The 14,122-nt window shown below is 66.4% G+C and carries 13 protein-coding genes; 9 read left to right on the top strand and 4 right to left on the bottom strand.

The genetic code is table 11. The features are described from left to right. The first annotated feature begins 69 nt into the window (after positions 1-69). The 3 genes from panD to AC3IMC_RS00240 are packed head-to-tail and all read left to right on the top strand — an operon-like array spanning position 70 to position 2,627. Complete coding sequence (gene panD, locus AC3IMC_RS00250; RefSeq protein WP_490916398.1) at positions 70-495, top strand: aspartate 1-decarboxylase; 426 nt, start codon at positions 70-72, stop codon at positions 493-495. Positions 496-548: 53 nt separating this feature from the next. Next, positions 549-1,475, top strand: a complete 927-nt coding sequence (locus tag AC3IMC_RS00245) for an AEC family transporter (RefSeq protein ID WP_490916397.1) — start codon at positions 549-551, stop codon at positions 1,473-1,475. Positions 1,476-1,505: 30 nt separating this feature from the next. Beyond that, positions 1,506-2,627, top strand: a complete 1,122-nt coding sequence (locus AC3IMC_RS00240; RefSeq protein ID WP_490916396.1) for an FAD-dependent oxidoreductase — start codon at positions 1,506-1,508, stop codon at positions 2,625-2,627. Between the two features lie 8 nt (positions 2,628-2,635). On the opposite strand, the gene AC3IMC_RS00235 is transcribed toward AC3IMC_RS00240, so the two are convergent. Together AC3IMC_RS00235 and AC3IMC_RS00230 are read right to left on the bottom strand one after the other, a co-directional pair. Next, complete coding sequence (locus AC3IMC_RS00235) at positions 2,636-4,120, bottom strand: MFS transporter (protein WP_490916395.1); 1,485 nt, start codon at positions 4,118-4,120, stop codon at positions 2,636-2,638. A 1-nt stretch (position 4,121) separates the two neighbouring features. Further along, positions 4,122-5,111, bottom strand: a complete 990-nt coding sequence (locus tag AC3IMC_RS00230) for an LLM class flavin-dependent oxidoreductase (RefSeq protein WP_490916394.1) — start codon at positions 5,109-5,111, stop codon at positions 4,122-4,124. Positions 5,112-5,253: 142 nt separating this feature from the next. Here AC3IMC_RS00230 and AC3IMC_RS00225 point away from each other — a divergent pair, with 142 nt between their 5' ends. Together AC3IMC_RS00225 and AC3IMC_RS00220 are read left to right on the top strand one after the other, a co-directional pair. After that, positions 5,254-6,126, top strand: coding sequence for an aldo/keto reductase (locus tag AC3IMC_RS00225; RefSeq protein ID WP_490916393.1), 873 nt, complete (start codon positions 5,254-5,256; stop codon positions 6,124-6,126). Positions 6,127-6,184: 58 nt separating this feature from the next. Then, positions 6,185-6,883: a type 1 glutamine amidotransferase domain-containing protein gene (locus AC3IMC_RS00220; protein ID WP_490916392.1), complete on the top strand. Its 699-nt coding sequence runs from the start codon at positions 6,185-6,187 to the stop codon at positions 6,881-6,883. Positions 6,884-6,980: 97 nt separating this feature from the next. Here AC3IMC_RS00220 and AC3IMC_RS00215 read toward each other — a convergent pair whose 3' ends face one another. Together AC3IMC_RS00215 and AC3IMC_RS00210 are read right to left on the bottom strand one after the other, a co-directional pair. Further along, the gene (locus tag AC3IMC_RS00215) at positions 6,981-9,026 is read right to left on the bottom strand and encodes a PxKF domain-containing protein (RefSeq protein ID WP_490916391.1); all 2,046 of its coding nucleotides are present in this window, start codon (positions 9,024-9,026) and stop codon (positions 6,981-6,983) included. Between the two features lie 268 nt (positions 9,027-9,294). Beyond that, the gene (locus AC3IMC_RS00210) at positions 9,295-9,993 is read right to left on the bottom strand and encodes a maleylpyruvate isomerase family mycothiol-dependent enzyme (protein WP_490916390.1); all 699 of its coding nucleotides are present in this window, start codon (positions 9,991-9,993) and stop codon (positions 9,295-9,297) included. Between the two features lie 330 nt (positions 9,994-10,323). Between AC3IMC_RS00210 and AC3IMC_RS00205 the strand changes: the two genes are divergently transcribed. The 4 genes from AC3IMC_RS00205 to catC all read left to right on the top strand — a co-directional run bounded on the left by AC3IMC_RS00205 (position 10,324) and on the right by catC (position 14,121). After that, the gene (locus tag AC3IMC_RS00205; RefSeq protein ID WP_490916389.1) at positions 10,324-11,694 is read left to right on the top strand and encodes an MFS transporter; all 1,371 of its coding nucleotides are present in this window, start codon (positions 10,324-10,326) and stop codon (positions 11,692-11,694) included. A gap of 78 nt (positions 11,695-11,772) precedes the next feature. After that, complete coding sequence (locus AC3IMC_RS00200; protein WP_490916388.1) at positions 11,773-12,717, top strand: LysR substrate-binding domain-containing protein; 945 nt, start codon at positions 11,773-11,775, stop codon at positions 12,715-12,717. Next, positions 12,714-13,814 (top strand): mandelate racemase/muconate lactonizing enzyme family protein, encoded by a 1,101-nt coding sequence (locus AC3IMC_RS00195; RefSeq protein WP_490916387.1) that lies wholly within the window; start codon positions 12,714-12,716, stop codon positions 13,812-13,814. Before AC3IMC_RS00200 ends, AC3IMC_RS00195 begins: the two co-directional genes overlap by 4 nt. A 28-nt stretch (positions 13,815-13,842) precedes the next feature. Further along, positions 13,843-14,121, top strand: a complete 279-nt coding sequence (gene catC / locus AC3IMC_RS00190; RefSeq protein WP_141159042.1) for a muconolactone Delta-isomerase — start codon at positions 13,843-13,845, stop codon at positions 14,119-14,121. Position 14,122: the final 1 nt, after the last annotated feature.

The raw sequence follows: 14,122 nt of genomic DNA, 5'->3' as shown, positions 1-14,122 counted from the left end.
CGCGTCACGCGGCGAAGTGTTTCCTGCGTCACTGCGGTCCACGGGGCTCAGGGCTAGACTGGTGGCGTTATGAATCGAACAATGTTCAAGTCCAAAATCCACCGGGCCACCGTCACGCACGCTGACCTGCACTATGTAGGTTCCGTCACCGTTGACCTGGACCTGCTGGAGGCTGCGGACATCCTGCCCGGCGAGCTCGTCTCCATCGTCGACGTCACCAACGGCGCGCGCCTTGAGACGTACACCATTGCCGGCGAGCGCGGTTCCGGCGTCATCGGCATCAATGGCGCGGCCGCGCACCTGATGCAGGAAAACGACATTGTCATCCTGATCACCTATGCGCAGATGACCACCGAGGAAGCCAGGGCCTACCAGCCCAAGGTGGTCCACGTGGATGAAAACAACAAGGTGATCCAGTTGGGCAACGATCCCGCCGAAGGACTCACCCCGGGGCTGCTGCGCCCCCCTTTCGCGCTTAACAACGCCGCCCTCTGAACCCGGAGCGTGAACTCCGGTAGACACTTCCTCCATGCACGGGGAGGAATCCCTTGCTAGGAGTGCTGGCCGGCTTCTTCGTGGTGTGGTGCATCATCCTGGTGGGATGGTTCGTGGGCCGGCGCAGGATCCTGGGAGACCACGCCCGGCCCGTGCTCAGCGGCCTCACCTTCTTCGTGGCCAGCCCGGCCCTGCTTTTTGAAACCCTCAGCAAGGCCCGCCTGCAGGAAGTCTTTGCCGAACCGCTCCTGGTGACCGCCGTTGCCGCCATCGCCACGGCCTCAATCTTCTTCGTCCTTGCCAAATACTGGCTGAAGCGCGCCCTGCCCGAATCCCTGATGTCCGCCATGTCCGCCTCGCTGGCAAACTCCGCGAACCTTGGTATTCCCATTGCGGTATATGTCCTGGGCGATGCCAGCTATGTGGCGCCCCTGCTGATCTTCCAGCTGGCCTTCTTCACGCCTGTGTTCCTGATGATCCTTGATTCCAGCACCAGTGCACACCGGACCACTCCCCTGGGCTTCCTCCTGATGATCCTGCGCAACCCCATGATCGTCGGCTCCGGCCTGGGGCTCCTGGTCGCCGGCACGGGCTTCCAGGTCCCGGCACTGGTCATGGAGCCGATCCACCTGATTGGCGGGGCGGCAATTCCCGCCATGCTGATCGCGTTCGGCATGAGCCTGAACGGTACCCGGCCGTTGCAGGCCTCCGCCGGGCGCCGGCTGGACACCCTGCTGGCCAGCGGATTCAAGCTCGCTGTCCAGCCCGCACTCGCCTACCTTTTCGCCCGCTTCGCGCTGGGCATGGACGGCCATGCGCTGTTCGCGGTGGTGGTCACCTCCTCCCTGCCGACGGCCCAGAACGTTTTCGTGGCGGCCAGCCGCTACCATACGGGCCTGACCGTCGCGAAAGACACCGTGCTGATCACCACCGTGGTGGCAGTGCCGGCGATGATCGGCGTCGCGCTTTTGCTGGCATAACTGTTTGCGTAACCGCAGCTTGGAGGGCTGATGAATACTGTTCTGGACACCGTGGTGATCGGCGGCGGGGCGATGGGTTCCGCCGCGGCCTGGGCGCTGTCCCGCCGCGGCCGCGAGGTGACGCTCGTGGAGCAGTACGGCCCCGGGCACAAAATCGGCGCGTCGCACGGTGCCACCCGGAACCTGAACCCGGGCTACCACCAGCCGGAGTACGTGGCCATGCTGGCAGAGGGCCTGGCACTGTGGGAGGAGCTGGAGCAGGAAAGCGGTGAGCAGCTGCTGGCGCGCACCGGCACGGTCAACCACGGCGCCAACCCGCATTTCGCCGATGTTGCCGCCGCCCTCACCTCCGCCGGCATCCGGGCGGAATTCCTGGACCCGGCCGAGGCCCGCGAGCGCTGGCGCGGCATCCGCTTCGACCAGCAGGTCCTCCACATGCCCGACGGCGGCCAGCTCAACCCCGAGGCCGCGTTGCCCGCGTTCCAGCGGCTGGCCGCTGCCCGCGGCGCCGAGATCAGGCACCACACCAGGGTGGCGGGCTTCGAGATGCACGACGACGGCGTGCGGCTCACGCTCGAATCCGCTGCGGGCACGGAGGTGGTCACGGCAGCGCAGGCCGTGGTGACTGCCGGCGGCTGGACGGAGAAACTGCTGGGCAGGGCCCGCGGCGCCGTCCCGATCCCCACACTCACCGTCACCCAGGAGCAGCCCGTCCACTTCCGGATCACGGACACCGGCGCCGTGTGGCCCGGGTTCAACCACTACCCCGGGCCGGACTACCAGGGCTGGTACTCGCCCGTTTACGGCATGCAGACACCCGGCGAGGGCATCAAGGCCGGCTGGCACGGTGTGGGTCCTGTTGTGGACCCGGACCACCGCGACTTCCTGCCGGAACCCGCGCAGCTCGCCGCCCTGCAGGACTATGCCCGGCAGTGGCTGCCCGGCGTGGACGCCGACTCGTTCGAGGCCATCAGCTGCACCTACACCACCACCCCGGACGAGGATTTCATCCTGGACCGGGTGGGGCCGGTGGTCATCGGGGCAGGGTTCTCCGGACACGGCTTCAAGTTCACGCCCGTGATCGGGCGGATCCTGGCGGACCTGGCCACCGGGACCCGGCCGGCGCCGGAGATTTTCCGGGCGTCACGCTAGCTCTGCGGCTAGCGGGAGCTGCCCGGCTTCGGGGCTGCGGCCGCAGGGTTCTCGGCGGCTTCCTCGCCAATCCGGCCAGCCTGTTCCAGCGCCCCGGCCTTCACGGCGGGCATGGCCAGCACCGCCGCCACCGTGAGCAGGCCGGCCACCAGGGCGGCCAGGAACACCGCACTGGAAGCGGCAACAACAGCTGAGGGGTTCCCGTTGCCGCCGGCGCCGCCGTAGATCGAGTTGGCCACGGCACCGAACACGGCCACGCCCAGGGCGCTGCCGATGGACCGTGCGAACATGTTGGTGCTGGTCACCACGCCGCGTTCATGCCAGGGCACGCTGGACTGGGCGGAGATCAGGGTGGGCGTGGCCAGCAGGCCCAGGCCGAGCCCGACGACGAAGCAGCTGAGCGCGATCAGCACCACGTTGGGAGCGCCGGCCGTCAGCGACAGGATCAGCAGGCCCGCAACCGCGATGGCGACGCCGATCAGGGCGGTGGCCTTGAACCCGATCCGGAGGTAGAACTTTCCGGCCTGGGAGGCGCTGAGCGGCCAGCCGAGGGTCAGGGCAGCGAGGGCCAGCCCGGCGACCAGCGGGGACGAGGACAGTGCGCCCTCAAGGAACGTGGGCACGTACGAGGTCAGCCCGATCATGACCGCGCCAACGCCGAAGGACACGAGCGCGGTAGTGGCCAGCAGGCGCCGGGAGACCACCCAGGAGGGCAGGATGGGCTCTGCGGCGCGCCGCTCCACGAGCAGGAACGCGGCCAGCAGCAGGGCGCCGACGATGAAGATGCCATAGCTGAGCGCGGAATCCCAGGGCCAGGCCTGCCCGCCCTGGAGGGCGCCGAGGATCAGCAGGCCCAGCGAGCCGGCCAGCAGGACAGCGCCCGCGTAATCCACCGTGTGCCGGGCCCGTTCCACGTTCTCGTGGAGGGTACGGACCAGCATCCATCCCGCCAGCAGGCAGAGCGGGACGTTAACCAGGAAGATGCCGCGCCAGATGCCCAGCGCGGAGAAGATACCGCCCAGGCTGGGGCCCACGACGGAGGAGATGGCCCATACGCTGGCCAGGTAGCCCTGGACCTTGGCACGTTCCTCCAGGGAGTAGATGTCGCCGGCGATGGTGATGGAGACCGGGAGGACTGCCCCGGCACCCAGTCCCTGCAGGGCCCGGAAGGCGATCAGGGAAGGCATGCTCCAGGCAACGCCGCACAGCACCGAGCCGAGCAGGAACAGTCCGATGCCGGTGAGGATGATCGGCTTGCGGCCGGCCATGTCGGAGAGCTTGCCGTAAATGGGCACGGACACCGCCTGCGCCAGCAGGTAGGCGGAGAAGAGCCAGGGGAAGTTCGAGAAGCCGCCGACGTCAGAGACGATGGACGGGACGGCAGTGGCCACGATGGTGGAATCGATGGCCACGAGCCCGGTGGACAGCATGAGGGCAATGAGGATGGGCCCGCGTTCGGACCGGAATCCCACGCCCTGTTGAGCGTCAGCCATGTCAGACACCCACCAGCCCTGCAGCATGGGCCAGCAGTTCCACGGAGCGCAGGCGGCCCTCGGTGCCGGTGCTCTGGTGCGCCACGATGAGTTCGTCGGCGTCGGCGTGCTTGCCGAATTCCGCCAGGTATTCCATGACGACGTCGGGCGTCCCCACCGCCGAGTAGCGCATCATCTGCGAAACGTGCTGCCCCTGCGGTGAGTCGAGGACCATGTCCGCCTCGTCGTCGGTGAATTCCCGGCCGCCGCCGAAGAAGAGGGAGACACGGGCGCGCTTCGTGGCCTGCATCATGGCCTGCGCCTCGGATGCGGAGTCGGCGGCGATGACGTTGACGCCCGCGATCACGTACGGTGCGTCCAGCTGGGCGGACGGCTTGAATTCGCGGCGGTAGATGGCCACGGCATCCTGCAGCGCCGCCGGGGCAAAGTGCGAGGCGAAGGCGTAGGGCAGGCCCAGCTGGGCGGCCAGCCGGGCGCCGAAGAGGGAGGAGCCGAGGATGTACAGAGGAACGTTCGTTCCCTTGCCGGGCGTAGCTTCAACCCCCTGGATGCGGGTGGGACCGGTGAGGTAGCCCTGCAGTTCCAGGACGTCCTGCGGGAAGCTGTCAGCGGACATCGGGTCGCGGCGGAGCGCCCGCATGGTGTTCTGGTCGCTGCCGGGAGCACGTCCCAGGCCCAGGTCGATCCGGCCGGGGTGCAGGGTTTCCAGGGTGCCGAACTGTTCGGCGATGGTCAGCGGCGAATGGTTGGGGAGCATGATCCCGCCGGCGCCCAGGCGGATGGATTCGGTGTGCGCCGCAACATGGGCGATCAGGACGCTGGTGGCCGAGGAAGCAATGGAGGACATGTTGTGGTGCTCGGCGTACCAGACCCTCCGGTAGCCAAGTTTTTCGGCCTTTTGCGCCATGGCCACGCTGCCCGCGAAGCTCTCCGCCGCCGTCTGGCCTTTGCCGATGGTTGCCAGGTCAAGGATGGAGAGGGGAAGAGTCACGTCAGGTGCCGGCCTTTCAAGAACGTTGCGTAGTGTGTTGCCGGCCGGATTAAGGCGGGCACTTGGTGCATAACGACGGCGGCCCCCGGCTTATTTCTGTGATCTGCGGAATACTCAGCGTACTGATGATGTTGCCGCCCCTATGAGCCCAGAGACAACGAACCAGCTGGAACTGTCCGCAACTATCGACCTGAAGGACCTGGGAACCGTGCACCGGCTCGGTTTTGGTGCCATGCGCATCGTCGGCGACGGTGTGTGGGGCGAGCCCGCGGACCGCCAGGCCGCCGTGGCCGTGGTGCGCCGCGCCGTCGAACTCGGCGTCGACTTCATTGACACCGCCGACTCCTACGGCCCCAACATCAGCGAGGAAATCATCGCCGAGGCCCTGCACCCTTACAAGGACGGGTTGAAGATCGCCACGAAGGTGGGCTTCACCCGCACGGGCCCGAACAAATGGGTTCCCGTGGGCCGGCCCGAGTACCTGCGCCAGCAGACTGAACTCAGCCTTCGCAAGCTGAAGGTGGACACCCTGGACCTGCTGCAGCTGCACCGGATCGACCCCAAGGTGGACCGCGAGGAACAGTTCGGCGTGCTGCGCGAACTCCAGGACGAAGGCAAGGTCCGCGCACTGGGCCTGTCGCAGGTGGGCGTTGAGGAACTCGAAGCGGCGGGGAAGCATTTCACCGTGTCCACCGTGCAGAACCGCTACAACCTCACTGACCGAAGCTCGGAGGACGTGCTGCGCTACTCGGAGGAGAACGGCATCGGGTTCATCCCGTGGGCGCCCATTTCCGCCGGGGAACTCGCCCAGCCGGGCGGCCCGCTGGATGCCGCGGCCAAGCGGCTGGGCGCCACTACCTCCCAGGTTGCCCTCGCCTGGCTGCTGCGCCGTTCGCCGGTGATGATGCCGATCCCGGGTACCGGTTCCATCCAGCACCTCGAGGAAAACATGGCCGCCGCGGGCATCACGCTCGACGACGACACGTACGCCGGGCTTGAAGCCGCCGGGAAGTAGAGAAACCCGCAAGTAGAGAACTGGCACGACAGAGAAACAACAGACAGGAGAACCAGCTATGGCAAACATCCTGATGGTCGTCTCGGCCGCAGATTCCCTCACCATGAAGGACGGCAGCGAACACCCCACCGGCTACTGGGCCGAGGAACTGGTGGTGGCCCACCAGACCCTGGCCGGGGCCGGCAACACCGTCCACATCGCAACTCCCGGCGGCAAGAAGCCCACCGTCGACCAGGTGAGCCTGGCTGCCGAGTCGGCAGGTGGCGAGGAGCGGGCGCAAGGCTTCAAGGACTACCTGGCCAAGATCGACGGCGAGCTGGCGGACCCGCTGGTCCTGGCCGACGTCGACGTTGCCGGCTACGACGCCGTGGTGATGCCCGGCGGCCACGGCCCCATGGCCGATCTCTACAAGGACGCCGACCTGGGCCGGCTGCTGGTGGCCGCCAACGGCGCCGGCAAGATCATCGCGCCGTTCTGCCACGGACCCGCCGGGCTGCTGAGCGCAACGGACGACGACGGTGGGTTCACTTTCAAGGGCCGCCGCCTCACGGTCTTCAGCAATGAAGAGGAACTGGGCGGCGGGACCGGTGAGAACACGCCGTGGATGGTGGAAGACGCGCTCAAGGAGAAGGGCGCCGTCGTCGAAAACGCCGCCGCCTGGTCCTCCAACGTGGTGCGGGACGGCAACCTCATTACCGGCCAGAACCCGCAGTCCAGCGAGGACGTTGCCAAGGAAGTCCTCGGGGCGCTGAGCTAGGCGGGCACCAGTTTCTGAGGCAATGACAGAGGGGACCAGTTCGGATTTGAACTGGTCCCCTCTTTGTGGCGCACGACGTTGGGCGCCGCGCTGCCTGCTACTTCAGTTTGAAGTTGGCACTGATGGAGCTTCCGTCGTTCGCCGTCATGGTCAGCGTGTAGCAGCTGCCGGCCACGGTGGGCGTCTTCCAGTTGTAGATGAACTGGCCGGAGGTGGCGTCGTACCGCAGCGATGTGTTGCCCGTGGCCGTGGTTTCGATGTCGTCCACCAGGCTCAGGAGCGAGCACGTTACCAGTTTCGTACTGAACTTGGCCAGCGCCGGATCGGTCAGCTCGGTGTCGCCCGCGAAGATCTCGAACTTGGCCGGAACGGTGCTGCCGTTCTTGACCGTGTTCAGGACACCGTTCATGTCGATCGGCTGGTAGAAGCCCTTCAGCGTCCAGGCCTTGACCGTGTAGGACTGCTCCACCGTGGTGGTGTTGCCGGCCAAGTCCGTTGCCGTCGCTGTCAGGGTGTGGGGGCCAACTGCCTTGTCGTACCCCGTGACCTTGCACGCGGCTGCAAGGCCAGAGCCGCCGTCGGAGGCCGTGCAGGTGGGTTCCGCGGCGGTGGCGCCGAAGTAGCTGTCAGCAACGACGGAGTCGAAGGAAACGCTCGGAGCGGTCTTGTCGATCTTAAAGGTCTGCGACGCGGCGCCCGCAGGGGTGCTGTTGCCGGCGTTGTCGCTGAAGGCGGGGCTGAGGACCTCCACAGCCTCGCCCTCACCGTCGGAAGTAGCCGTTTGGGTAGCGGTTGCCGGACCGGACGTGGCGTCGGCGCCGGTGAACGTGGCCACCACGTTGCTGGTGTACCAGCCGTTCGTGCCTTGGGTTCCGGCTGCACTGGTGTAGCTGACGGACGGCGCAGTCTTGTCGATCTTGAACGTGTGGGACGCCGCGCCTGCTGCAGTGGTATTGCCGGCGATGTCGGTGAACGCCGGGCTGTCCACCTTCACGGTGGCGCCCTCGCCGGAGGAAGCAACGGCCTGCGTTGCGGCGAGCAGCCCGGAGGTGGCGTCGGTTCCGGTGAAGGTGGCCTCGACGTCGGAGGTGTACCAGCCGTTGCTGCCCGCTGTTCCCGATGCCTCGGTGTAGGCGACCGAAGGTGCCGTTGCGTCCTTGCCCAGGTTCACGGTCACGGGTTCGGCAGTTCCGCCGGAGCTGGCGGCCGCGCAGCTGAAGTCGGTAGCGGCGAGATCGTCGGTGATGGACTGGTCCTCGCAGCCGGTCCGCTGCAGGGTGCTGGAAGAGTCCCCTTCGGTGACGATCCAGTGCAGGGTGACCGGGCTCTTGTACCAGCCGTTGGAGCCGTCCGGGGTTGCGGGCGACAGCGTGTAGGAGATCTCCGGGGCCGATCCGTCGACGATGTTGTATGTGACGGAGCTGCTGGCGGTGAGGCCGCCCTTGTCCGTGTAGGTGCAGGTCGCTTCCTGGCCGCCGATGCCACCGGCACCATCAGTCCCGGTGACGGCACCCAAAGCTGCCGGGAACGTGCTGTTACCGTCCTCGGTATCTTTCACGCTGCAGCCGGCGGCAGGGACAGAGCCCTTCGTGTAGGTCGCACCGTTCGTCACCCCAGTGATATTCAAAACGGGAGCTGTGTTCGACGGCGCGGGGGCTGCCACGTTGACGGTGAACGTGGCGGGCGCGAGGTTGAAGGTGCCGCCGGTGCTGTTGCTGACCTGGCTGGCACTCACGGTGGCAGTACCGGCCCCCACCGGTGTGATGGTCAGGGTCTTCGTGTCGGAACAGGCCGTGAAAGTTACCGAGGACGGGGAGACCGAGGCGACGGCGGAATTGCTGGAGCTGAGATTCAGGGTGAGTGTGGTGGATCCCGTCAGGTTGCAGCCGTTCTTGCCATCGCCGTTTTCCGGCGTTACTGCAAGCGTGGTGCTGCCATTGGCGCCTCCGGCGTTCAGCGGCATGATCTCGGCGGTAGCGTCAATCGTGCCATCAACACTGTTGGAGATAGTGTCCGCGAACGCCACGCCGCCGCCTGTCAGCAGGAGGCTTCCCGCGGCGACCGCCGCGGCTGTCTTGGTGCTGGTTCGCCTGAGCAGGCCCGTCCCCCCAGCAGTTGTTTTCCCACCTGGCGAATGATTCATGTTTTGCCTCCCTCATGGCTTACGGCCCCATGCGGGCCGCAACGTACTTCACCGTAAGGTGGGGCATCTGCGGAGCGCACGCGTACCCACCACCTGTCTTTCTTCGGCGAGTACTCGTTTTCTGCTGGATCCGTGACGGGCTTCCACGTGGGTTTTTCAGGGCACGGGGACGGGAGGATGTGACCTGCCAGGATCCTGGACCTCTGGGGCCTCTCCTCCGAGGCCGTCCAGAAGTCCGGACTGAACCCGGCGGGGATTTTTGGTCAGTTCACCAGGCGGGCAATGCCGGTACCGGGCCCGGCAGTTCAAGACCTCCGGCGTCGCCGCGTGCCAGCCACTTCAGAAGCCCTTCCCGGTCGGACTCGACCCGCAGGGCACCGTCACCGATGACCCATTCATCGCGTTCTTCCGTAACCAGCGTCATCCCCGGCGCCCCCTTGGCACGCATGGCACGTACCACGGCCTCGATGGCGTTCAACAGTGAATCGGGGTCGGCTTCCTCGATGGTCCAGGCCGTATCCAGGTCATGGTGGTGCACCACCACCTCGGCAATCCTCAGCGCCACAATCGAAGTAGCAGGCAGGTCCCGCCCGCCCACCTTCACTTCCGGGGCCGCAAGCTCTCCGGTCAACCGCTGGGCTTCACCGGCGAAAGCGGCGGCCGAGTCCTGTACTTCAGCCAGGAGTTCCTTCCGCGGCAGGGCGGCAAGGGCCCCAATAGCCTGCGAGCGCGCTTCAGCGGAAGCGTACAGCTGGCGTTCCTCCCCGGTGGTGGCCCAGTCGATCAGCCCCACCAAGGCCCGTCCGCTGGTCGCGACGTGTGCGATGACGTGGGCACGGGTCCACGCTTCACACAGCGAAGGAGCGGCCAGCTCTTCATCGGACAAGGATGAGACCGTGGCGATGAACATTTCCGTCTCCCGGCCAAGGCGGGACAGGTCTGAGTGCAGCCGTGCTGGATTGATCATTCCGCCAGCCTAACCGCGGCGCCATGCCCCGGGCCATGGTTACGGACCGCCTGGTTCATACCGTCCGTGTATGGACTAATACCCGCCCTCCCACTGCCGCCAGGTGCCCCCTGTGGCCGGGCGCATTTGGCCTGTTCCTGCGGCATCCATCGCGAAAACTGCCCCTTTGATACGCAGGAACAGCACAATGCACCCCCGGCGGGAAACCGGGTATTTCCCTCATATGCCGTGCGTCACATTGCCTGTCAGGCTAGGTTGCCGAGGCCCCGGCGTGGATCCATCCGAATGCCGCGGCGCCTCCTCACCCGCCCCCCTGAAAGGACCTGCGCCATGACACTGCCGCACCCCCAATCTACGATCTCCGGAAACCCGGGAAAGGAGACCCGGACAGCCAACTGGGTGGCATTCGTTATCTGCGCCGCACTCCTTTTTGATGGCTACGACCTGGTGGTCTACGGCACCGTCCTTCCGGGACTGCTCGCGGACGCGGGCCAAATCGGTCATTTCGATGCGGCCACCGCCGGGCTCCTGGGGTCCTGGGCCCTCATCGGCGTACTGGTGGGGTCGCTCGCATGCGGTGCGATCGGTGACTTCTTCGGCCGCCGGCGGCTGATGCTCGCGGGCATCGCCTGGTTCTCCCTGGGCATGTTCGCCACCGCGCTGGCCACGGACGTCGCCGCCTTCGGCGCCCTCCGGTTTGCCACCGGGCTGGGCCTGGGCGTCGTCATCGCCAGCGCCGGCGCCACCATGGCCGAGTTCGCACCCGCGGGACGGCGGCAGTTCTACAACGCGATCGTGTACTCCGGGGTCCCCGCGGGCGGCGTGCTGGCATCTGTCCTGGGCATCGCTTTCCTGGACAGCATCGGCTGGCGCGGACTTTTCATCATCGGATCCCTGCCCCTCCTGGTCATCCTGCCCATTGCCTGGCGGAAGCTTCCGGAATCCCCGCGGTGGCTGCTGGCCCGGGGACGGGAAGAGGAAGCCCTGGCCGCTGCATGGCGCACCGGGGTGCCGCTCGCCGAAGAGCAGGTGATCCGGGAAGCCGGCGCCGCCCCTCGGAAATCAGGGTTCGCCGCCGTCTTCTCCCGCCAGTTCGCCGTGGCATCCATCCTGTTGGGCCTGATGTCTTTCTGCGGCCTCCTCCTGACTTACGGGCTCAACACCTGGCTGCCCAAGATCATGGAGGGCTACGGCTACGGCCGAACCTATGCCCTGTTCTTCCCGCTGGCCCTGAACCTCGGCGCCGTGGTGGGCGGATTGGTGGCCTCCCGGATGGCCGACCGGAACGGACCGCAGCGGGTTATCGCTGCCACGTTTGTCCTCGCCACCATCTCCCTGGGACTCATGACGTTCAGCTTCCCGCTGCCGCTGCTCTTTACCTTCATCGCCACCGCAGGGGTGGGAACGCTGGGCACCCAGGTGCTGGTCTACGGTTTCCAGTCCAACTACTTCACCACCAATGCCCGCGCAGCCGGCGTCGCGTGGTGCGCCAGCGTGGGCCGGCTGGGCGGGGTCCTGGGGCCGATCATCGGCGGCTGGCTGGCAGCTGCAGGGATCGGCGGGGCAACAGCCTTCTACATCTACGGCGCAGTGGCCCTCCTCGGAGGCGCTGTCACCATCCTGGTGCCGCGCCAGCACAAGCTCAAGGAAGCTGTTCCCGCGGCGGAGGAGCAAGATTACGTAGCGAAAGTATCTAAGTAAGGCCTTTTATGGTTACTCTATGAATCAATGAGGCGGTACCGCGCCTCCCCCGGCCCGTTAGAAAGGTGGTGGCACTGGATGGAAATCCGCCAGCTGAACTACTTCATCGCGGTCGCGGAGGAGCGGCACTTCGGCAGGGCGGCAAAGCGCCTGCACATGGCGCAGCCGCCCCTTTCCCAGCAGATCCGCCAATTGGAGGAGCAGCTGGGCGTCCAGCTGCTCAACCGCACCACCCGCCGGGTGGACCTGACGGCGGCGGGCCAGCTCCTGCTGGACCGCGGCCGCCAGATCGTCAACGACGTCGAGACGCTCCGGGCGGATGTCTACCAGGTGGGCAAGGGTGCCACGGGCGTACTCCGGGTTGGGTTCTCCGGATCGGCGACCTACGGCGTCATGCCTCGGATCGCGCGGCTCACCAAACAGGTCCTTCCCGGCCTGTCGCTGGCGCTGAACGGAGAGATGCTGACGCCGTCCATGGAAGCAGGGCTGCGGAATGGGACCCTGGACGCGGCACTGCTGCGTCCCCCCGTCGCCTCCGAGGAGATTGACTACCGCGTCGTCACCCAGGAGCCTCTCGTCGTCGCGCTTCCCTCTTTCAGCGCCCTGGCGGTGGACCGGCCCGTGGCCATGCACGAACTGCAGGACCAGGACTTCATCGCCTACGCTCCGGAGTCCGTGCTGAACCGGATTACCTCCGACCTCTGCCGCCAGGCCGGCTTCCAGCCGCGGATCACGCAAGTGGTTGGTGAGACCTCAACAATGCTGGCGTTCGTGGCCGCGGGCGGCGGCATTGCCGTCATGCCGTCCAGCGTGCGTGCCTTCCAGCTCGAAGGCGTGGCATACCGGGAAATCGACAATGTTCCCCCGGTGGAACTCGCCGTCGCCTGGCTGCGCGGCCACCGGTCCGCCCTCCTGCAGAACTTCCTGGACATCGTGGCCACCGCAACCGCTGACGCCTCCGCCCCTGCCGGCGCCCTCGCTCCGCAGCCGGCTCCCGCTGATGAAAGGCTCCTCCCATCATGAAGATCGCAGCCATCGAGGCGATCCCGTACTCGATTCCGTACCGTCACCCGCTCCATTTTGCCTCCGGGTCCGTTCACGAGGCCGACCATGTCCTGGTCCGCGTCCACACCGACGATGGCCTGAAAGGCACTGCAGACACTCCACCCCGCCCCTACACCTACGGCGAAACGCAGAAGTCCATCGTCGCGGTGGTGCAGGATGTCTTCGCCCCGCAACTAGTAGGCACTGACATCTTTGACCGGGAGAAGATCCAGGCGGTCATGGCCCGGACGGTTCACAACCAGACTGCCAAGGGCGCGGTGGACATCGCCGTGTGGGACGTCATCGGCAAAACCCTCGGGCAGCCCGTGACCAAACTGCTGGGCGGCTACACCGACTCACTTCGCGTCTCCCACATGCTCGGATTCAAACCCGCCCAGGAACTCCTGGCCCTGGCCCTGGAGTTCCGGCAAACCTACGGCATCAACACCTTCAAGCTGAAGACCGGACGCCGTCCGCTGAGTTTGGACATCGAGGCCGCCAGGGTACTGCGGGAAGGCCTGGGCGAAGACGCCGAGCTGTACATGGACGCCAACCGCGGCTGGACAGCCAATGAGGCCGCCGAGGTGCTTCGCCGCACCGTCGACCTCGGCCTGCAGTTTCTTGAGGAGCCGGACGACGCCCGCGAAGTACTGGGCCGCCGCCGGCTGGTCACCAACTCCCCTATCCCCATTGCCGCGGACGAATCCGCCGCCAACCTGGGCGAGGCCGCGCGCGAAATCCTCACCGGCGGGGCCAACCTCCTGTCCGTGAAGACCGCCCGGTCCGGCTTCACCGAAGCCGCCAAGATCGTGGGCATGGCCGAGGGCATGGGCATCGACGTCTACATCGGCAACCAGATCGACACCCAGGTTGGCACCGTGGCCTCCGTGGTGTTCGGGGCAGCCTTCGCCCACACCGCCAAGCGCGCGGCGGAGCTGTCCAACTACCTCGACATGACCGATGACCTGTTGGCCCAACCACTGGCCATCACCGGCGGCCGGATCCATGTTCCCGAGACTCCCGGCGCAGGCACCGACGTGGACGAGGACAAGCTCACCCACTACCGCGCCGACTGACACCCATCCCTTCCACCGAGAGGTCACCATGAAGTACCTGGTCCATATGGACGTCAACCTGCCCGCCGGCATGCCTGCCGAAGAAGCCGCCGGGATCAAGGCAAAGGAGAAGGCCTACTCCCAGGAACTGCAGCGCTCCGGCAAATGGCCCGAGATCTGGCGTGTGGTGGGCGAATACGCCAATTACTCCATCTTCGACGTCGAATCGAACGACGAGCTCCACGGCATCCTGCAGGACCTTCCCCTGTTCCCTTACATGGACATCACTGTGGTTCCGCTGGCCAAGCACCCCTCGGACGTGAAGTAGC

The sequence above is a fragment of the Arthrobacter sp. E70 genome (assembly GCF_058266945.1).
The sequence above is the reverse complement of the archived record's forward strand: the minus strand, read 5'-3'. Positions and strand labels throughout refer to the sequence as shown.